Source organism: Vibrio sp. 10N.222.54.E6, from assembly GCF_041473955.1.
Taxonomy (GTDB): Bacteria; Pseudomonadota; Gammaproteobacteria; order Enterobacterales; family Vibrionaceae; genus Vibrio; species Vibrio tasmaniensis_A.
This window is the reverse complement of the sequence record NZ_JBFRTD010000008.1, coordinates 169,360-188,191: the sequence shown is the minus strand read 5'-3', so window position 1 is coordinate 188,191 and position 18,832 is coordinate 169,360. Positions and strand designations below refer to the sequence as shown.

Sequence of the window (18,832 nt, the reverse complement as noted above, 5' to 3'; positions counted from 1 at the left end):
GATATGCGACTCACAGATGAAAGTAGAGTAAGAAATGAGTAACTCAATTAGTCGTCAGTTTTGGCGATACACAATCCCTACTGTGGCTGCCATGTTGGTTAATGGCCTTTACCAAGTGGTGGATGGCATCTTCATTGGCCGCTATGTGGGGGCTGATGGACTTGCAGGTATCAATGTTGCGTGGCCTGTGATTGGTTCGATTCTCGGTATTGGTATGTTGGTGGGTGTAGGTACAGGTGCGCTTGTCTCGATTCGCCAAGGTGAAAAAGATACTCAAGGCGCTAAGGAGATCTTAGCAACAGGTTTAACCTTGTTGTTGGCGATAACACCTATTGTTTCTGCATTGCTGTTTTTGTTTGCTGATAACTTCTTGCTTTGGCAGGGCGCAGAAGGGAGAGTGTATGAACTTGGCCTACAATACTTACACATTCTGATTGGCGCGAGTGTCTTCACGCTAGGTTCGATCGCGATGCCGTTTTTACTGCGTAACGATGACAGCCCGAACTTGGCCACCATACTGATGATTGTCGGTGCGGTGATCAATATAGCTCTGGATTATCTGTTTATTGCTCAGCTTGGTTGGGAGTTGAAGGGTGCTGCATTGGCAACCGCGATTGCTCAGTTTGTAGTAACAGGTTTGGGGTTAGCTTACTTCTTCTCACGTCGAGCAAACCTGCGCTTGCGTTGGAATGAACTGAGACTGAAGCTTGATGTGATTCCACAAATCTTTGCCATTGGTACATCAAGCTTCTTTATGTACGCTTACGGTTCGATGATGGTTGCGCTGCACAATGCGTTGTTCTCTCAATATGGCGACCAGTTGATGATTGGTGCTTACGCGATTTTGGGCTACATAGTGACGGTTTATTATCTCACGGCTGAAGGTATCGCCAACGGCATGCAACCATTGGTGAGTTATAACCATGGTGCGCGTAACCAAGCGAATATCCGTAAGCTACTTAAGATTGCGATGATGAGTTCGGTATTGATTGGTGTGGCGTTCGTGCTGCTTCTGAACGCGTTCCCACGAGAGTTTGTGTCAGTCTTTAACTCAGATGAACCTCAGCTAGTTGAGTACACCGTGTTGGGTATTCGATTGCACATGTTTGCACTGGCGCTTGATGGCTTCTTAGTGGTAGCGGGTGCTTACTATCAGGCGGTCAACAAAGGCAGTAAAGCGATGTTTGTCATGCTAGGTAATATGCTTATCCAGTTACCTTTCTTGTACATTATGCCTAAGTTGTACGGTGTGCCGGGGATCTGGGTTGCGTACCCACTGTCTAATATTGCGCTAAGCGTGGTGGTGATGGTGATGCTCTACAAAGATGTAAAGAAGCTCGATGTCTCACCGATGAATACAGCGGCGGCATAGGTCGTATTTCTTAAGTAGAATTAAAAAGGTCTAGCGAATGCTAGACCTTTTTGTCTCTGTGGCTGATGGGTTTAACTCTAGAAACTAGATGTTTTTAACGTCTAAACCCGCAAGCTGATGCCAGTAGCCATTGCACTGGCGGCTTTCAATCTTCATTGGTTTTTGACCTTGCTCGTTCGCTCTGAAGTTATTGATTTCAGAGAAAGTGTCGATACCCAATGGACTCAGGCGAACGACATCGACCAAGTCATGCATGCTCGGTAGATCATTGACTAGGTTGTAGCAGTAACCTGATTGCGTCTGGATACCATTAAGGTTAAATACCGATTGGCCTTCTTGGCTTTCGACCTGTAGACCTGTTGGGTATTTGATGCAGCAGGTTTCGCAATCGTCTTTGGCTTTGTTCTCTGCTCGGGCTGTAAAGCAACGTGCAGAGTAAGCAAGAGGTAAGTAGCCATGGCTAAACACTTCTACTTCGAACTTATTACGAATATTAAGCTCTTCGCACTGTTTCATTACGTTGCTTAGCCACTCGCGAGAAAGCTCAACGGGCATACACCAACGCGTCATACCTTGTTTCAAGAACAGGTTCAGAGTGCGTGCATTGTAGGTGTTCACCGCAGGGCCAACAACAAAAGGCACCTTACTTTCACTTGCCAGTTGAATCGCAGATACATCATTGGCTTCAATGGCGAAGTCACCGTTATCAATGTACTTCTTCATGATGTTGACTTCGCTTGGGGCTTCTAGCAATGCCATGGTTGAAAGTACCACTTGCTTACCTGAATCAGACAGCTCTTTTGCTATGTCCATCCAGTGTTTTGCTTTCATCTCACGGCGCTTTGAGCACACCGCTTCACCGAGGTAGATGATGTCGGCAGAGCTTGATTTTGCTTGCTCATAGAAGCTTTCAACATCTTGTTTTGGCCAAAAATAAAGTAGAGGGCCTAATGCGTATTTCATTGAGTTCTCCATTTGGCTCTATTGCCATTTACGGTGGTAAGCGCCAAGCGTGGTTTGTGTACCTTCAGATACATTCGCCAGTGTCGCATTCCAAGCTTGTTCCACTTGGTATTGTTCAGGGTTCGCTAAGTAGCGATCGATGGCTGCGCGCCAAGTGCGAGTGACTTGCTCGACATAAGCAGGGCTACGTTGGCGACCTTCAATCTTCACAGAAGCAACATTCGCGGCGAAAAGCTCAGGCAACATAGATAGTGTGTTAAGGCTAGTTGGCTCTTCAAGTGCGTGATAACGCTTTCGCTCACCATCTACTTCTGCTTCAAATCGGCCTTTACATAGCGTTGGGTAACCTGCGTTCTCACCTGCTTCATACTTGTCGATAAGGATTTCGTTCAAGCGAGATTCAAGTCCGCCATCCGTTTCTTGCCAGCGAACGTATTTTGCTGGAGAACATGCCCCAACCGTATTTGGCGATTCACCCGTCATGTATGAAGAGAGGTAGCAACGGCCTTCTGCCATGATACATAAGCTACCAAAAGCGAATACTTCGAGGTCAACGTCAGAAGTGATGTTACGAGAAAGCTGTTTGACCTGATGGATCGACAATACGCGCGGCAATACCACACGCTTAACGTTGAAATTTTTATGATAGAAGTCGATAGCGGCTGCATTGGTCGCAGATGCTTGTACTGATAAGTGCAGCTCTAGTTCTGGATATTTATTTGCAGCGTACTCGAGCACCGCAATGTCAGCGATGATCAGCGCATCAACGCCTAGTGCGGCGGCGTTATCTACAGCGTTAGTCCAGCGTTCGAAGCCGTTTGGGTGAGCAAAAGTATTTAAGGCAACGTGAATTTTCTTGTTGCGGTCATGCACATACTGCACAGCACGATCGAGCTTTTTACCCGCAAAGTTAAGTCCTGCGAAGTGTCGGGCATTCGTATCGTCTTTGAATCCGATATAGACAGCATCCGCACCGCAATCAATAGCGGTTTTCAAAGCAGGTAAGTTACCCGCTGGGCATAAGAGTTCCATTTGCTCACTACCAATAGAATAAAATTGAAGCGAGTATTTTATGAAGAATTATGAATGACGGAATTGATGTAAGGCAGGTTTAGATGGATAAATCTGCTTTTACCCCATTTGAGGTACTGACGAATGGCGAATTTACGCTTTAGCTTGGTGTTGGAGGGCGTGTTTAATTAATTCTTGTGACGACGGTTTTGGGCGAACAGTTCTTCAACCTCTTGTTTTGGTTGAGGGCGATAGAAGTGGAAACCTTGAATTGAACCACAGTTGAGGTTAGACAGCAGGGTTGCTTGCTCACTGGTTTCGACACCCTCTGCAACCACGGTTAAATCGAGAGATTTCCCAAGGTTGATGATGTTTTCAATTACGGTAATTTGCTTTGGTAAGGTATCGATATCTGAGATAAAAGCCCGGTCAATTTTAAGCTCATCAATCGGAAAGCGAGCAAGGTAAGATAGAGAAGAGTAACCCGTACCAAAGTCATCGATGGATAACGCAAAGCCAAGTCTCTTAATCGCGTTCAGCATTTGAAGCGTGTGCTCACTATCACTCATTACGGCACTTTCTGTAAGCTCAAAGGTAATCGCACTTGGATCTAGCTCAGTAGAACGCAGCAACTTCTCCATGAAATCAATCAATTTTGGATTACCAAACTGCTCTGGTGAAAGGTTGATCGCGACGCGACCAGGTAAAATACCTTGCATCTTCCAACGTTTCACCGTGGCAAATACTTCGCGCATTACCACACGACCAAGTTGTTCAATAAGGCCAGCTCGTTCCGCTACAGGAATAAATGCGGCAGGGCTAATATAACCTTCTACGGGGTGTTTCCAACGTACCAGAGCTTCTGCTCCGTTAATGGTGAAGTCACGCGCATTTACTTTTGGTTGGTACCAAACCTCAAGCCCGTTCTGTTGCAGTGCTTTTTGCAGTTCTATCTCAAGCCACAGTCGCATTCGCGCTTCTTTGTTCATCTGTTCGTTGAACTTGATCAGGCGGTTGCGTCCACGATCCTTAGCTTCATACATTGCGGTGTCAGCATTCTGTAGCAAGATACGTGCGTCACTGCCATCGTGAGGAAAGCTCACACTACCAATCGAGCAGGCTAAACGCTTGCTAAAATGGTGGAGATCGAAGGGTTGGTTGATCAGAGATATGATCTTTTCAGAGAGTATTTCAGGTGTTCGTGGGTGTTCAGGCTCAGGTAGAATAATACCAAATTCATCACCGCCTAAATGGCCAATAATAGCTTGACGAGGCAGTTGTCGTTTTAAGCGAGATGCGACCTCTTTAATCACTTTATCACCGATGTGGTGGCCAAGTGAGTCATTGATATTTTTGAAGTTATCGATGTCTAAGTAGAGCATCACAACAGGGGTCTTGTTGTGAATGAACTGCTCAAGGCTTTTGGTAAACCCAAGTCGGTTGTAGAGCTTAGTCAGTGTATCGATGTAGGCATCTTCACTGTTAGCGGGGGTGTATTGTTTTGTTGTTTCTTGAGCGTCTTGAATAAGTACGAGTTGGGTACTGCTTCCAAGAATGACCGTCGAGTCGATATTTAACTGAACTTTACGTTCAAAGCCACATCGAGCACCCGTTAAACAAACCAAGCCAGACTCAGAAATAATGGAGCTGAGGTCATTATTAAAGACTGTTTTGGTTTGTTCATCGATAAATAATCGGCCTAACTCTTCGCCAATCAATTCTGTGGTGGAGTTAAAACCAAGTAAGCGCGCAGCTGCAGGGTTCGAAGACAGAATGTAGTCGTTTTCAACTAATAGCAATCCGTCTGGGAGCAGGTGAGATAGCTTGTGGAATTTCGCTTCAGACTCTTCTAAAGAACGGACAAGTACTTGGTTTTCAGATGTATCGAAGGCGTGAAAGATGATGTATTCAGTCTTTTTACCATTGGTAAGCGGAGATAGGCTGAAATGAAGGCTAGTGTCTAAAGCCGTTTCGTTTAGGGTGATTTCGGCCTCAATCGTTTCGCCATTGAATGCACGCTCATAGTAAGGCTTTAGGTGTTGATAGAATTGCTCGCCCAAGGTTTGGCGGTCATTCATGCCTACAAGCTCTGTTTTACTTAAACCAGCAATATCACAGTAACGCTCATTCACCATAAAATAGTTATGTTGAGCATCAAGTACCGCAAAAAAGAACGGGCTGTTTGCAGTAAGCTGTGTAAACCAATGTTGTAGTTGCTGGGGAGGCATCAAAGTACTACCAATTCTCCAAGAGCTTGAATATTCACTATCGATAAACATTGATTGCTTTTTGTTCAGCTATCGATGTTTACTTGTGAGTGCAGCGATTCGCTGTGATTTTCATGACCAGAGTTACTATAACTGTGATTATCAATATATTAAAGGTCGAGCATCAAACTGAATTAATTTGATACATAACAGTAACTGAGATCTCAACATCATCTATGATGCTTTCTATATTATTGACAAAGTTACGGATAAGTCACGTGATAAACAAGATACGCACTCAACTAGTTCAAAATGCCGCATCAATTTTGCGATCTCCAGTCCAGTTATTACCAAAATCAGTACAAAAAAAAGCCTTATTAGAAGCATTGAAAAATGTATTCAAGGAGGCTTTAGAGGATGGTGATTTTGAGTTCTTAGAAGACAAGTGGCTTAAAGTTTCAATAAAAGATATGGGGTTAAGTTGGTGTATTAGCTACAAAAATGAGCAACTAGTTGTCGCTGATAAAGAGGTCAATGAAGATGTGAGTTTTAGTGGCAATCTAAATGATCTCGTGTTGATTGCTGGGCGAAAAGAAGACCCAGATACGCTTTTCTTCCAACGTCGACTGTCTATTGAGGGCGATACCGAGCTAGGCTTGGAAGTGAAAAATTTGATGGATAGCGTCGATTTAGACTTATTGCCGACTCCTATGAAAACTTTGTTAAATCAATTAGCTGATTTTGTGCAGAAGGGAGTACAATCCCCAGATACACAAAGTGAGGTAATGAATGCTTATTCGAACTGAAGCACCGGCAGATATACTTGTCATCGATCGTTTATTGAAATCTGTTTTTGAAACGGATGCAGAAGCTAATTTGGTTATGAGCTTGCGTGAGAATAGCCATTTAACGCTATCGCTGGTGGCTTGTTCTGATGAAGGGGAGGTGGTTGGTCACCTGATGTTTAGCCCTCTTACTCTTGATGGTGACGATCATAACTGGCAGGGGCTCGCACCTCTCGCCGTGAAAGAAGAGTTCCGCAATCAAGGCATTGCCAAATCACTGGTTGAAGACGCATTTTCTACTTTGGTAGATTTTGGTTACCCAGCCTGTGTTGTACTCGGTGATCCTGCTTACTACGGTCGTTTTGGTTTCAAGGCGGCGAGCGAATTTGGCCTGAGTTGTGTTTGGGATGTGCCTGAAGGCGCTTTTCAAGCGATTGAGTTGGTAGAAGGGGCGTTTGCTGGGCATTCTGGTGAAATTGCTTACAGCCCAGAGTTCAACGACTTATAAGCTGATTTACCACTCAATAAGATACAAACTGATTTAGTCTAAATAAAGGAGCTTGATGCTCCTTTATTTTTTGTTAGTATCAGCCCCAATGAGCACCGTTTAAGTTCACTCGAAGAATATTAATACCAACAAACCAAAGGTTACGACCGCTAGATATGTCACAAACACACGCGCAATATCTACAAGAGATGGGCATTAGCCAATGGGAGTTAAGTCACCCAGAGCGTTTGGCTGGTTATGAATCTGAATTGACTCTGTTATCGAATGATTGCAAGTTACTGTTGGTTTCACCAGAAAAACCTCAGGATGATCTCGCCGTGATGTTTGAGCGAGTACTCAAAAGTATCAAGCTCGACTTATCTCAAGCTTTACACCTTCAACCGCAACACTTGTCTGCTGTGGATTTAAGTTCGGTTGAATGGGTATGGTTTGCTGGTTGCGAATCTGCCCATGAACTGAAGGCAAAAACACTTCAATCTCCATTACTGTCTGACATTAACGGTAATAACCAACATCGCCGCGACTTATGGCAACAAATTTGTGCTTATGACTAATCAACTTTTACCCACTTCAGAACAACACCTAGACGCAATTTGGCAAATTGAGCAGACCGCGCATTCTCATCCTTGGTCTGAAAATATGATCCGTGATCTTAATAGTCGTGGAGGCAGCCACCGTGTTTTAGAAGTCGATGGGCAAGTGGTCGGCTATTTCTATGCTCAGAACATTGTCGGTGAGGTTACTTTGCTGACGATAGCGGTTGACCCTAAGCAGCAAGGCAAAGGTTACGGTAAGGCTTTGGTTGAGCACTTTCTCGATATGTGTGAACAAGCTGACGCGGAAAGTGCTTGGCTGGAAGTTCGCGAAAGTAATGTGAATGCTTTTAATCTTTACGAGAAGGCTGGCTTTAATGAAGTCGACCGCCGTCGTAACTATTATCCAACCAAGCAAGGCAACGAAGACGCCATCATTATGAGCTATCTTTTTATGTCTTTTAGCTAGTCATGTTACGTCTTTTCGTGAACTAGACCGCTAGCTCCGGAATTAGCCACAAAATAGGGTGTAAACTGACCCTTTAGAAAGTGACACGCTTTCTGTATAATCCGCACACAGAATTCAAGGGCAAGTATTATCTACTTGCCCTTTTTACGCTTTAGATCAGCAAAGGGCGACTATGTCTTTCCAACAAGAAGTGAGCAAACGTAGAACGTTTGCGATTATCTCTCACCCGGATGCGGGTAAAACCACGATTACTGAAAAAGTTCTTTTATTCGGAAACGCGATTCAAAAAGCGGGTACCGTAAAAGGCCGTGGCTCTAACCAGCACGCTAAATCTGACTGGATGGAGATGGAAAAAGAACGTGGTATCTCGGTAACTACGTCTGTAATGCAATTCCCATACAACGATTGTCTAGTCAACCTACTCGATACTCCTGGACACGAAGATTTCTCGGAAGATACGTACCGTACATTAACCGCGGTTGACTCTTGTTTGATGGTTATCGATGCTGCAAAAGGTGTCGAGGATCGTACTCGTAAACTGATGGAAGTAACGCGTTTACGTGATACACCAATCGTAACGTTTATGAACAAACTTGACCGTGATGTTCGTGACCCAATGGAAGTGCTAGATGAAGTGGAAAGCGAGCTAGGTATGGCTTGTGCTCCAATCTCTTGGCCTATCGGTTGTGGTAAAGAGTTTAAAGGCGTTTACCACATTCACCGTGATGAAACGATCTTGTATGAATCTGGCCACGGCCATGAGATCCAAGAAGTTCGCATCATCAAAGGTCTAGATAACCCTGAACTAGACGAAGCTGTTGGCGAAGATCTGGCGAGCAGCGTTCGTGAAGAACTTGAATTGGTTATCGGCGCATGTCCTGAGTTTGATCACGAACTGTTCCTTGCTGGCGAATTGACTCCGGTTTACTTCGGTACTGCATTGGGTAACTTCGGTGTTGACCATATGCTTGATGGCCTAACTCGATGGGCTCCTGCGCCTCAAACACGTCAAGCAAATGAGCGTGATGTTGAAGCGACTGAAGAGAAGTTCTCTGGTTTCGTATTTAAGATCCAAGCAAACATGGATCCAAAACACCGTGACCGTATCGCATTCATGCGTATCGTATCGGGTACTTACGACCAAGGTATGAAGATGAACCATGTTCGTACTGGTAAGAACGTCAGTATCTCTGATGCAGTAACCTTCATGGCGGGTGACCGTGCTCGTGCTGAAAAAGCATACGCGGGTGACATAATTGGTCTGCATAACCACGGCACAATTCAGATTGGCGATACCTTTACTCAAGGCGAAAGCTTGAAGTTCGCAGGTATTCCTAACTTTGCGCCTGAGCTATTCCGTCGTATTCGTCTGCGCGATCCATTGAAGCAGAAGCAACTTCTAAAAGGCTTGGTTCAGCTTTCTGAAGAGGGCGCGGTTCAAGTATTCCGTCCTTTGCAAAATAACGATCTGATCGTTGGTGCAGTTGGTGTACTTCAGTTTGATGTGGTTGTAGCGCGCTTGAAAGCGGAATACAACGTTGAAGCGATTTACGAAGGTGTGAACGTTGCAACTGCACGTTGGGTTGAATGTGATGACGCTAAGAAACTAGAAGAGTTCAAACGTAAGAGCCAAGCTAACCTAGCGTTAGATGGTGGTGATAACCTATCTTACATCGCACCGACTATGGTGAATTTGAACCTAGCTTCTGAACGTTTCCCAGAAGTTCAGTTCCGAGCGACGCGCGAGCACTAATTACTCTGCGCTCTATTCGAGTTAAACAAAAACGTCTATTGTTCTGCAATAGGCGTTTTTTTATTCGTGTCTTTTGAGGTTAGAGGCTTAAGGTAAGTATGTTCAGTTGGATAAAAGCTTGGATTAAGAAATACGATAAGTGGTGCGAAGAGCTTGGCTTAACGCCTGAAAATAAGCGCAGCTGCGTGGCTTATCGCCGTGACCCTCAAGGACAACAAACAGAGAGTAGGGAAGATGACACCAGAATTAAGTGAATTTCCGCTGTTTGACACCCATTGCCATGCGGACTTTGACATTTTTGAGCAAGGTTTTTCACTTGATAAAGGTATTGAAGGTTACGTTAAAGAAGCGAAACAGGCGCAAGTCGAGAAGTTAATCATCCCTTCTATTGGCCAAAGTAACTGGAGGAAGCTTGATGAAATCGCTCAATCTTACCCTAATGTTTATTACGCATTAGGCTTTCATCCTTACTTTTTAGAGCAAGCCAATGACGAGCAATTTTCGGAACTTCGCCAATTACTCTCATCAAAAACCAGTCAATGTGTTGCGATAGGAGAGTGTGGTCTCGACTTTTTTGTCGATGTTGCACGGGAGAAACAAGAGCGTTTTTTCATTCAACAAATAGAGCTAGCTAAGGCGTTTAAGCTGCCTTTAATCATCCATGAAAGGAAGTCTTTTAACCGACTTATTGAGCTAATAAAGCAGTATAAATTTACTTTGGGTGGCGTGATTCATGGATTTTCAGGGAGCGAACAGCAGGCTTTGGCGTGGATTCAGCTTGGTTTCTATATTGGTGTCGGTGGAACGATTACTTACCCAAGAGCACAAAAAACACGCACCACTATCTCAAAACTGCCTCTTGAGTGCCTGGTATTAGAAACGGATGCCCCGGATATGCCCATGCATGGAAAACAAGGAAATGTTAATCATTCCAAGTATTTAGTTACGATCTTAAATGAACTGTTTTTGCTTAGAAAAGAACCGAAGCAATCGGTTGCAGCGCAAATTTGGCAAAATAGCCATCGCGCATTCGGTATATGTGAATAAAATCGAAGGTTTTTGTTTATCGTTTGCGTAAATTGCACTTGGCTTGTGATTCGGCTCACATTTACGTGTGAATGGTACATGAATCTTCTACGAAAGTGTGAGGACGGCATTACTTTATTAGTGGTCGCATGAGTATAATTGCCTCCGCTTTATAGCCCCATTTTGTAACACGCCAATAAATAACTAATAAGGAAGTCATAAACTATGAGCCTGTTTATGAGCCTCGTCGGAATGGTTGCACTGATTGCAATCGCAGTACTACTATCCGACAACCGCAAAGCAATTAATCTAAGAACAGTGGGTGGCGCTTTCGCTATCCAATTCGCACTTGGTGCATTCGTACTTTACATCCCTTGGGGTCGTGATCTACTTGCAGGTTTCTCTGCTGGTGTAGCAAACGTGATCGACTACGGTAAAGATGGTACTGGCTTCCTATTTGGTAGCCTTGTTAACTTCTCAGTTGACGGTATCGGATTCATCTTTGCATTCCAAGTTCTACCAACACTAATCTTCTTCTCTGCTCTTATCTCTGTACTTTACTACATTGGTGCGATGCAAGTTGTAATCAAGGTTCTTGGTGGTGGTCTTCAGAAAGCTCTAGGTACTTCTCGCGCCGAGTCTATGTCTGCAGCTGCAAACATCTTCGTTGGTCAAACGGAAGCGCCTCTAGTTGTTCGTCCATTTGTTCCTAAAATGACTAACTCTGAACTATTCGCAGTAATGTGTGGTGGTTTAGCGTCTGTTGCTGGTGGTGTACTAGCGGGTTACGCATCTATGGGTGTACCTCTAGAGTACCTAGTAGCAGCGTCATTCATGGCAGCACCTGGTGGTCTACTATTCGCTAAAATCATCAAGCCTGAAACTGATGAAGTTGACGAGAACCTAGGTTCAGACATCGACGGTGGCGACGACAAGCCTGCTAACGTTATCGATGCAGCTGCTGGCGGTGCGTCAGTTGGTCTACAACTAGCACTTAACGTTGGTGCAATGCTACTAGCATTCATCGGTCTAATCGCTCTTATCAACGGTATCCTAGGTGGCATCGGTGGTTGGTTCGGTATGGAAAACCTAACTCTAGAACTTCTTCTAGGTTGGATCTTCGCACCGTTAGCATTCATCATTGGTGTTCCATGGGAAGAAGCAACTATTGCTGGTTCTTTCATTGGTCAGAAGACAGTTGTTAACGAATTCGTTGCATACCTAAACTTCGTACCGTACATCGGTGAAAACGCTCAAATCGTTGAAGCGACTGGTCAAGTAATGTCTGTTAAGACTCAAGCAATTATCTCGTTCGCTCTATGTGGTTTCGCAAACCTTTCTTCAATTGCGATTCTTCTAGGTGGTCTAGGTGGTATTGCTCCAAACCGTCGTCACGACATCGCACGTATGGGTGTTAAAGCGGTTGTAGCTGGTACTCTATCTAACCTGATGGCAGCAACAATTGCTGGCTTCTTCCTGTCTTTCTAATCAGTTAGAAATCGATATATAGACGCCATAATAATATCGCCCCGTAGCAAGAAATTGCTGCGGGGCTTTTTTGTTTTTGGGCCTAGTGATTTTGAGCATTAGCATGAGTGAATGCTTGGAGTCGAAAATGGGTCTAGAATGTTTTTTTGAGATACAAACCGTTTGCGTTCTAAGGAGCACTACAATTTATTGATGGATACCTATAATGTATTAGCTAAAGGGATAGGATGTCTCTGCTGGCAAGAAAGTAACATTGAGATTAGCTCGAACGTTATTCTTCTGGGATTAAGCCAAACTTAGCAATACGCTATATTAGCAATACACTATAGATGTTAGACACAACATGACTGATTTGTTGTGCCATAGACCAAACTGGTACTGTGCGGTGACAAGGATTGCAATTGGTAGCGAAAGTTATCAAGTCTTCAGGGAACCAAGTCCGTTCATTTGTGACTACTGAGCATTACTAAAATATCCATCTATACTGGATGGATGGTGAAGTAGTTAACTATTTGAATATATTGATCGGAGATAGAAATGAGCGATTTAAAAGCAGCAGCTCTACGTGCACTTAAACTTATGGACCTAACTACGCTAAATGACGACGATACTACTGAAAAAGTAGTGGCACTTTGTCATGACGCGAAGACTGCAGTTGGCAACACCGCTGCAATCTGTATTTACCCTCGCTTCATCCCAGCAGCTAAAAAGGCGTTGCGTGAGCAAGGTACTCCAGAAGTACGCATCGCGACTGTAACTAACTTCCCTCATGGTGATGACGACATCGAAATTGCTGTTGCTGAAACAAAAGCAGCGGTAGCGTACGGCGCAGACGAAGTTGACGTAGTATTCCCATACCGTGCTCTTATTGCTGGCAACGAAGAAGTGGGTTTTGAGCTAGTTAAACAGTGTAAAGCCGCTTGTGGTGACATCACGCTTAAAGTGATCATCGAAACAGGTGAACTTAAAGAAGAAGCACTGATCAAGAAAGCTTCTCAAATCTGTATCGAAGCAGGTGCAGACTTCATCAAAACTTCAACAGGTAAAGTGCCAGTAAACGCGACTCCTGAGTACGCACGCATGATGCTTGAAGTTATTCGTGACATGGGCGTAGCTAAAACAGTTGGTTTCAAACCAGCTGGTGGCGTACGTACAGCTGAAGATGCTCAAGCTTACCTTGCAATGGCTGATGAGCTACTAGGCGCTGAGTGGGCAGACAACATGCACTACCGTTTTGGCGCTTCAAGCCTACTGACTAACCTTCTTAATACATTAGAAGTGACAGACCAAACTGCTGATCCAGCAGCATACTAATTTCCCTATCGGGTATAACAATAAAGTCTGTTTGATGGAGTGGTGTTAAGTCACTCCATATTACCTCTTTCCCTACAAACCATACTCACTAGAGTTTGGGAGGCACTAATGTATCTACCTCAAGAAATTATTCGCAGAAAACGTGATGGTGAAGTCCTAACGACTGAAGAAATTAACTTCTTTATTCAAGGCGTGGCTAAAAACACGGTTTCTGAAGGCCAAATTGCAGCATTCGCAATGGCTATCTTTTTTAATGAAATGACGATGCCAGAACGTATCGCACTGACGTGTGCAATGCGTGATTCGGGCATGGTGATTGACTGGAGCCACATGAACTTTGATGGCCCAATCGTTGATAAGCACTCTACTGGTGGTGTTGGTGACGTAACTTCTCTGATGCTTGGCCCTATGGTGGCAGCATGTGGTGGTTTCGTTCCAATGATCTCTGGTCGTGGTTTAGGTCACACTGGCGGTACGCTAGACAAACTTGAATCTATCCCTGGTTACAATATTACACCAACCAACGATGTGTTTGGTGCTGTAACCAAAGAAGCTGGCGTAGCGATCATCGGCCAAACTGGCGATTTAGCGCCAGCTGATAAGCGCGTTTACGCGACTCGAGATATCACGGCAACAGTCGACAACATATCGTTGATCACAGCTTCAATTCTGTCTAAGAAATTGGCTGCTGGTCTTGATTCTCTAGTGATGGACGTAAAAGTAGGTTCAGGCGCATTCATGCCGACTTACGAAGCGTCTGAAGAGTTAGCAAAATCTATCGTTGCAGTAGCAAACGGCGCGGGTACTAAAACAACGGCAATCCTAACGGACATGAACCAAGTTCTGGCTTCTTCAGCGGGTAACGCAGTAGAAGTACGTGAAGCGGTTCAATTTCTAACCGGCGAATATCGTAACCCTCGTTTGCTAGAAATTACGATGGCATCGTGTGCTGAAATGCTGGTTCTGAGTAACCTTGCAAAAGATTCAGACGAAGCGCGTGAAAAGCTGATGGCAGTACTGGATAACGGTAAAGCAGCAGAGTGCTTCGGTAAAATGGTAGCGGGCCTTGGTGGTCCAACTGATTTCGTAACGAACTACGATAACTACCTAGAAAAAGCAGAAATTGTTAAACCAGTGTATGCGCTAGAAAGCGGTGTAGTATCGGCGATGGATACGCGTGCAATTGGTATGGCTGTCGTTGGTATGGGCGGTGGTCGCCGCGTAGCAACAGACAGCATTGATTACGCAGTCGGTTTTGATAGCTTCATTCGCCTTGGTGAAGTAGCAAGCGACGATAAACCATTAGCAATGATTCATGCTCGCAATGAACAACAGTGGCAAGAAGCTGCAAAAGCATTACAAAATGCAATCACTGTGGGTGGAGAATATACAGCAACGCCAGACGTTTACCGTCAGATTCGTTCTGAAGACGTGTAAATAACAGGTATCGGCATACCTTGTGTATGCCGATAAACAGAGTTCTGGTGCAAAGAGCAATAAGTTGGTGAAGAAAATGAAAAGAGCATTTATTTTAGTTTTAGATTCATTCGGTATCGGCGAAACAGCAGATGCGGACACATTCGGTGATGTAGGTTCAGACACTATGGGTCACATTGCTGACCATTGTGATCAAGGTCTTGCAGACAATGCGGATCGTAAAGGTCCACTAACGCTGCCAAACCTGTCTAAGCTAGGTTTAGCTATGGCTCACAAAGAGTCTACAGGTCGCTTTGCTCCTGGTATGGATGCAGATGCTGAAATCATTGGCGCGTACGGTCACGCTGCTGAGCTGTCTTCTGGTAAAGACACGCCATCAGGTCACTGGGAAATCGCAGGTGTACCGGTATTGTTTGACTGGGGCTACTTCACCGACAAAGAAAACAGCTTTCCAAAAGAACTGACTGATCGCATCCTTGAGCGTGCAGGTCTATCTGGCTTCTTAGGTAACTGTCACTCATCGGGTACAGAAATCCTAGATAACCTAGGTGAAGAACACATGAAGAGTGGCTTGCCAATCTTCTATACTTCAGCAGACTCTGTTTTCCAAATCGCATGTCATGAAGAGACATTCGGTCTACAGAACTTATTAGACCTTTGTCAGATTGCTCGTGAAGAGCTAGAAGACTACAACATCGGCCGTGTTATTGCGCGCCCGTTCATTGGCCCAGGTAAAGGTCAGTTCGAACGTACTGGTAACCGTCGTGACCTTTCTGTTGAGCCGCCAGCGGCAACAGTTCTTCAGAAGTTGGTTGATGAGAAGGGCGGTAATGTTCACTCAATCGGTAAGATCTCTGATATCTACGCGGGTTGTGGTATTACTCAGAAAACCAAAGCAACAGGTATCCCTGCGTTATTTGAAGCGACTAAAGAAGCGATCAATGAAGCGGGTGACAACACTATCGTGTTCACTAACTTCGTTGATTTCGACTCAGCTTACGGTCACCGCCGTGATGTTGCAGGTTACGCAGCGGCACTTGAGTACTTCGATGGCCGTATCAATGAAATCATCGATATGATGAAAGAAGATGATGTACTTATCTTAACTGCTGACCACGGTTGTGATCCGACATGGCCAGGTACTGACCATACTCGTGAACATATCCCTGTGATTGTTTACGGAAACAAGGTTCCTGCTGGCTCTCTTGGCCGTCGCGATACCTTCGCTGATATCGGTCAAAGCTTAGCGTCTTACTTTGGCACATCGCCAATGGGACACGGTACAAGCTTTCTATAATAGTTAACGAAGGGAGAGGGAAACCTCTCTCTTTTTTTTGTTTTGAGATTAAGGATATTTTCAATGGCTACTCCACATATTAATGCTGAAATGGGTGATTTCGCTGACGTAGTTCTAATGCCCGGCGATCCGCTACGTGCAAAATACATCGCTGAAACCTTCCTAGAAGAAGTGGTTCAAGTGTGCGATGTTCGTAACATGTTTGGTTACACGGGTACTTACAAAGGCCGTAAGGTTTCGGTAATGGGGCATGGTATGGGCATTCCATCTTGTTCTATTTACGCGACTGAGCTGATCAAAGACTTTGGTGTGAAAAAGATCATTCGTGTCGGCAGTTGTGGTGCAGTGAGCGAAGATATCAAAGTACGCGATGTGGTTATCGGCATGGGTGCGTGTACCGACTCAAAAGTGAATCGTATTCGCTTTAAAGGTCATGACTTTGCGGCTATTGCGGATTACAAAATGGTGCGTGCGGCAGAAGATGCAGCCAAAGCGCGTGGTGTAGACGTAAAGGTTGGCAACCTATTCTCGGCTGAGTTGTTCTACACGCCAGATCCTGAAATGTTCGAAGTCATGGACAAGTACGGCATTGTCGGCGTAGAGATGGAAGCGGCGGGTATCTATGGTGTATGTGCTGAATACGGTGCAAAAGCTCTGACTATTTGTACTGTTTCTGATCACATCAAAACTGGTGAGCAAACCACATCAGATGAACGTCAAACGACTTTCAACGACATGATGGTTATCGCACTCGACTCTGTGCTGCTTGGTGACCAAGACTAATCTGCTAATAGATTTCAAAAAGCTTAATAGATACCGCAAAGTTTAATAGATAACAAAAGCCCCGTTGCTGCCTGAGCTTCGGGGCTTTTTATTGGATTTGTTAAACTAAGCCGTTAAGAGCTGACATTTTTAAGCAGCCAGTTTTCCCCAGACTTAGCCTTTCTTTTACGAATAAGCATGATGAACAACACGCCACTGACAAATCCCATTAAGACCATACCGATCATGTAGCGATCGCTCTTACGGTAGTGATGATCAGAAATAGCTGTCATTTTTCCTGTCTCAAAAGTCACGCGGATAAAGCCAATGATCGTACTCTCTGGAGAGTAAATAGGTTCAACGAGTTGCTGCCTGCCGATACTTGCCGTTGAAAGAGGTGTGTCTAAGCCAAGAACTTCGCGTACCGAGAGCGCTTTTTCACTCGAAGCCAGTCGAATCCCTTCTGCATCGTAGATGGTGGTATCAAATACCAATCGATCCTGAGAGAGTTGGTTAGTGAGCTCTAGCAGGCGCTCTTGGTCTTGCTGAGTGATCATCTTACTGGCTGAAAGTGATGCCTGTGAGATCAGTAGTTTGGTCAGCGTTTCCAACTGTTTTGCTTGGATCTTCTCATTACCTTTACTGATCACTACTGTGTTTTTAATGGTTACCACGAACATAGCAGCCAACAGAATTAGGGCTAGTACTCGTAAAGCGTTACGTATTGAGAACAATGATTCATTCATGTTTCACGAAGCCTGAAATAAACAAATGTTATGATTAAGACATATTGAGACTTGCGTTTTCAAATTGCAATAGGTTAACGTTTAGCATAGTTAATTAGGAATCATACACATGGACGCTCAGAAATATCTGCCGATTAAAAGGCATACGACATTATTAACCCGACTCCCCGAGACACGTTTCGCTTCTCAACTCGCAAAATCTAAAGCCAATTGGATTGTGTTCGGTGAGTACTTATCTCCACAATCATTTGATGACATCGACTTTTTCACTGGTACCTACAACACCATCCTCAATACGTGGAAGGTGGGACATTACGAAGTGGCACTGATGTCAGGGAACTTAACCCCGGCACACGAAGAAATTTTACAAGCACTGAAGCTTGATTATGCTTGCCTTAGCGAGGTCCCAGACTTATCTAAGCCAGGTTTGATCGTGATGGATATGGACTCCACAGCAATTCAAATTGAATGCATCGATGAGATAGCAAAGCTCGCAGGAGTCGGAGAGTTAGTTTCTGAAATAACAGAGCGTGCGATGCAAGGCGAGCTCGACTTTGAACAGAGCCTACGCCAACGCGTTGGGGCACTGAAAGGTGCGGATGAGTCGATACTGGAGCAAGTGCGCCAGTCATTACCATTCATGCCAGACTTGGTTGAGCTAGTGAATACTCTGAATAAACTTGGCTGGAAGACGGCGATTGCATCGGGTGGTTTTACTTATTTCTCAGACTACCTGAAAGATACGCTTGATCTTGACCACGCTCAGTCAAACACGCTAGAGATCGTCAATGGTAAATTGACGGGTGAAGTATTAGGCGATGTTGTTTCCGCACAGACCAAAGCGGATATCTTGGTAGAACTTGCTGAAGAGTATGAACTGGAACTGCATAACACCGTTGCCGTGGGTGATGGTGCCAATGACTTGGTTATGATGGGTTCTGCCGGTTTAGGGATTGCTTACCATGCAAAACCGAAAGTTGAACAACAAGCTCAAACTGCTGTGCGTTATGCTGGCTTAGGTGGGGTGCTTTGTATCTTGTCAGGTGTATTAGCTAAGCAGCAAAAAATTAGCTGGCAAGCGAAGCCTTAGTCATATTTAGGGCGGTATAACGGATACAAAAAAGCAGGTGATGAGCCTGCTTTTTCTATTTTTAAATCCGA

General features: G+C 44.6%; 18 protein-coding genes. 14 read left to right on the top strand and 4 right to left on the bottom strand.

What is annotated here, in order from left to right:
- The first annotated feature begins 34 nt into the window (after window positions 1-34).
- Entirely contained in the window at window positions 35-1,372 is a 1,338-nt protein-coding gene (locus tag AB4513_RS03765) for an MATE family efflux transporter (RefSeq protein ID WP_009847535.1), read from the top strand.
- Window positions 1,373-1,456: 84 nt separating this feature from the next.
- Here AB4513_RS03765 and AB4513_RS03760 read toward each other — a convergent pair whose 3' ends face one another.
- The 3 genes from AB4513_RS03760 to AB4513_RS03750 all read right to left on the bottom strand — a co-directional run bounded on the left by AB4513_RS03760 (window position 1,457) and on the right by AB4513_RS03750 (window position 5,574).
- On the bottom strand, window positions 1,457-2,335 hold the full coding sequence (locus tag AB4513_RS03760; RefSeq protein ID WP_009847534.1) for a U32 family peptidase: 879 nt from the start codon (window positions 2,333-2,335) through the stop codon (window positions 1,457-1,459).
- Window positions 2,336-2,353: 18 nt separating this feature from the next.
- Window positions 2,354-3,367, bottom strand: a complete 1,014-nt coding sequence (locus AB4513_RS03755; protein ID WP_009847533.1) for a peptidase U32 family protein — start codon at window positions 3,365-3,367, stop codon at window positions 2,354-2,356.
- Window positions 3,368-3,534: 167 nt separating this feature from the next.
- A complete protein-coding gene (locus tag AB4513_RS03750) occupies window positions 3,535-5,574 on the bottom strand; it encodes a bifunctional diguanylate cyclase/phosphodiesterase (RefSeq protein ID WP_009847532.1) in 2,040 nt (679 codons plus the stop codon).
- Window positions 5,575-5,831: 257 nt separating this feature from the next.
- On the opposite strand from AB4513_RS03750, the gene AB4513_RS03745 reads away from it, so the two are divergent.
- From AB4513_RS03745 to deoD, 12 genes are all read left to right on the top strand, one after another.
- The gene (locus AB4513_RS03745) at window positions 5,832-6,359 is read left to right on the top strand and encodes an SCP2 domain-containing protein (protein WP_009847531.1); all 528 of its coding nucleotides are present in this window, start codon (window positions 5,832-5,834) and stop codon (window positions 6,357-6,359) included.
- Complete coding sequence (locus tag AB4513_RS03740) at window positions 6,343-6,846, top strand: GNAT family N-acetyltransferase (protein WP_009847530.1); 504 nt, start codon at window positions 6,343-6,345, stop codon at window positions 6,844-6,846. The genes AB4513_RS03745 and AB4513_RS03740 overlap by 17 nt, the downstream gene beginning before the upstream one ends.
- Before the next feature lie 155 nt (window positions 6,847-7,001).
- The gene (locus tag AB4513_RS03735; protein ID WP_009847529.1) at window positions 7,002-7,400 is read left to right on the top strand and encodes a DNA polymerase III subunit psi; all 399 of its coding nucleotides are present in this window, start codon (window positions 7,002-7,004) and stop codon (window positions 7,398-7,400) included.
- Entirely contained in the window at window positions 7,393-7,848 is a 456-nt protein-coding gene (gene rimI, locus AB4513_RS03730; RefSeq protein WP_009847528.1) for a ribosomal protein S18-alanine N-acetyltransferase, read from the top strand. Before AB4513_RS03735 ends, rimI begins: the two co-directional genes overlap by 8 nt.
- Before the next feature lie 172 nt (window positions 7,849-8,020).
- On the top strand, window positions 8,021-9,601 hold the full coding sequence (gene prfC / locus AB4513_RS03725; RefSeq protein WP_012604694.1) for a peptide chain release factor 3: 1,581 nt from the start codon (window positions 8,021-8,023) through the stop codon (window positions 9,599-9,601).
- A 98-nt stretch (window positions 9,602-9,699) separates the two neighbouring features.
- The gene (locus tag AB4513_RS03720; RefSeq protein WP_009847525.1) at window positions 9,700-9,855 is read left to right on the top strand and encodes a DUF5363 family protein; all 156 of its coding nucleotides are present in this window, start codon (window positions 9,700-9,702) and stop codon (window positions 9,853-9,855) included.
- Window positions 9,836-10,648 (top strand): TatD family hydrolase, encoded by an 813-nt coding sequence (locus tag AB4513_RS03715; protein WP_050546535.1) that lies wholly within the window; start codon window positions 9,836-9,838, stop codon window positions 10,646-10,648. Before AB4513_RS03720 ends, AB4513_RS03715 begins: the two co-directional genes overlap by 20 nt.
- A 204-nt stretch (window positions 10,649-10,852) precedes the next feature.
- Complete coding sequence (locus tag AB4513_RS03710) at window positions 10,853-12,115, top strand: NupC/NupG family nucleoside CNT transporter (RefSeq protein ID WP_009847523.1); 1,263 nt, start codon at window positions 10,853-10,855, stop codon at window positions 12,113-12,115.
- 537 nt (window positions 12,116-12,652) lie between these two features.
- Entirely contained in the window at window positions 12,653-13,429 is a 777-nt protein-coding gene (gene deoC / locus AB4513_RS03705) for a deoxyribose-phosphate aldolase (RefSeq protein WP_102257749.1), read from the top strand.
- A gap of 108 nt (window positions 13,430-13,537) precedes the next feature.
- Window positions 13,538-14,866 (top strand): thymidine phosphorylase, encoded by a 1,329-nt coding sequence (deoA, locus tag AB4513_RS03700; RefSeq protein WP_102257750.1) that lies wholly within the window; start codon window positions 13,538-13,540, stop codon window positions 14,864-14,866.
- A 76-nt stretch (window positions 14,867-14,942) separates the two neighbouring features.
- Entirely contained in the window at window positions 14,943-16,163 is a 1,221-nt protein-coding gene (locus tag AB4513_RS03695) for a phosphopentomutase (RefSeq protein ID WP_102257751.1), read from the top strand.
- Between the two features lie 63 nt (window positions 16,164-16,226).
- Entirely contained in the window at window positions 16,227-16,946 is a 720-nt protein-coding gene (gene deoD, locus AB4513_RS03690) for a purine-nucleoside phosphorylase (protein WP_009847519.1), read from the top strand.
- Between the two features lie 113 nt (window positions 16,947-17,059).
- Here deoD and AB4513_RS03685 read toward each other — a convergent pair whose 3' ends face one another.
- Window positions 17,060-17,671, bottom strand: a complete 612-nt coding sequence (locus tag AB4513_RS03685) for a YtjB family periplasmic protein (protein ID WP_009847518.1) — start codon at window positions 17,669-17,671, stop codon at window positions 17,060-17,062.
- 109 nt (window positions 17,672-17,780) lie between these two features.
- Here AB4513_RS03685 and serB point away from each other — a divergent pair, with 109 nt between their 5' ends.
- Window positions 17,781-18,761: a phosphoserine phosphatase gene (gene serB, locus AB4513_RS03680; RefSeq protein ID WP_009847517.1), complete on the top strand. Its 981-nt coding sequence runs from the start codon at window positions 17,781-17,783 to the stop codon at window positions 18,759-18,761.
- Window positions 18,762-18,832 lie beyond the last annotated feature (71 nt).

Excerpts from the sequence above, each read along its gene's own strand:
- AB4513_RS03765 (WP_009847535.1), top strand. The coding sequence starts at position 35 with ATGAGTAACTCAATTAGTCGTCAGTTTTGGCGATACACAATCCCTACT.
- AB4513_RS03760 (WP_009847534.1), bottom strand. The coding sequence starts at position 2,335 with ATGAAATACGCATTAGGCCCTCTACTTTATTTTTGGCCAAAACAAGAT.
- AB4513_RS03755 (WP_009847533.1), bottom strand. The coding sequence starts at position 3,367 with ATGGAACTCTTATGCCCAGCGGGTAACTTACCTGCTTTGAAAACCGCT.
- AB4513_RS03750 (WP_009847532.1), bottom strand. The coding sequence starts at position 5,574 with ATGCCTCCCCAGCAACTACAACATTGGTTTACACAGCTTACTGCAAAC.
- AB4513_RS03740 (WP_009847530.1), top strand. The coding sequence starts at position 6,343 with ATGCTTATTCGAACTGAAGCACCGGCAGATATACTTGTCATCGATCGT.
- AB4513_RS03735 (WP_009847529.1), top strand. The coding sequence starts at position 7,002 with ATGTCACAAACACACGCGCAATATCTACAAGAGATGGGCATTAGCCAA.
- rimI (WP_009847528.1), top strand. The coding sequence starts at position 7,393 with ATGACTAATCAACTTTTACCCACTTCAGAACAACACCTAGACGCAATT.
- prfC (WP_012604694.1), top strand. The coding sequence starts at position 8,021 with ATGTCTTTCCAACAAGAAGTGAGCAAACGTAGAACGTTTGCGATTATC.
- AB4513_RS03720 (WP_009847525.1), top strand. The coding sequence starts at position 9,700 with ATGTTCAGTTGGATAAAAGCTTGGATTAAGAAATACGATAAGTGGTGC.
- AB4513_RS03715 (WP_050546535.1), top strand. The coding sequence starts at position 9,836 with ATGACACCAGAATTAAGTGAATTTCCGCTGTTTGACACCCATTGCCAT.
- AB4513_RS03710 (WP_009847523.1), top strand. The coding sequence starts at position 10,853 with ATGAGCCTGTTTATGAGCCTCGTCGGAATGGTTGCACTGATTGCAATC.
- deoC (WP_102257749.1), top strand. The coding sequence starts at position 12,653 with ATGAGCGATTTAAAAGCAGCAGCTCTACGTGCACTTAAACTTATGGAC.
- deoA (WP_102257750.1), top strand. The coding sequence starts at position 13,538 with ATGTATCTACCTCAAGAAATTATTCGCAGAAAACGTGATGGTGAAGTC.
- AB4513_RS03695 (WP_102257751.1), top strand. The coding sequence starts at position 14,943 with ATGAAAAGAGCATTTATTTTAGTTTTAGATTCATTCGGTATCGGCGAA.
- deoD (WP_009847519.1), top strand. The coding sequence starts at position 16,227 with ATGGCTACTCCACATATTAATGCTGAAATGGGTGATTTCGCTGACGTA.
- AB4513_RS03685 (WP_009847518.1), bottom strand. The coding sequence starts at position 17,671 with ATGAATGAATCATTGTTCTCAATACGTAACGCTTTACGAGTACTAGCC.
- serB (WP_009847517.1), top strand. The coding sequence starts at position 17,781 with ATGGACGCTCAGAAATATCTGCCGATTAAAAGGCATACGACATTATTA.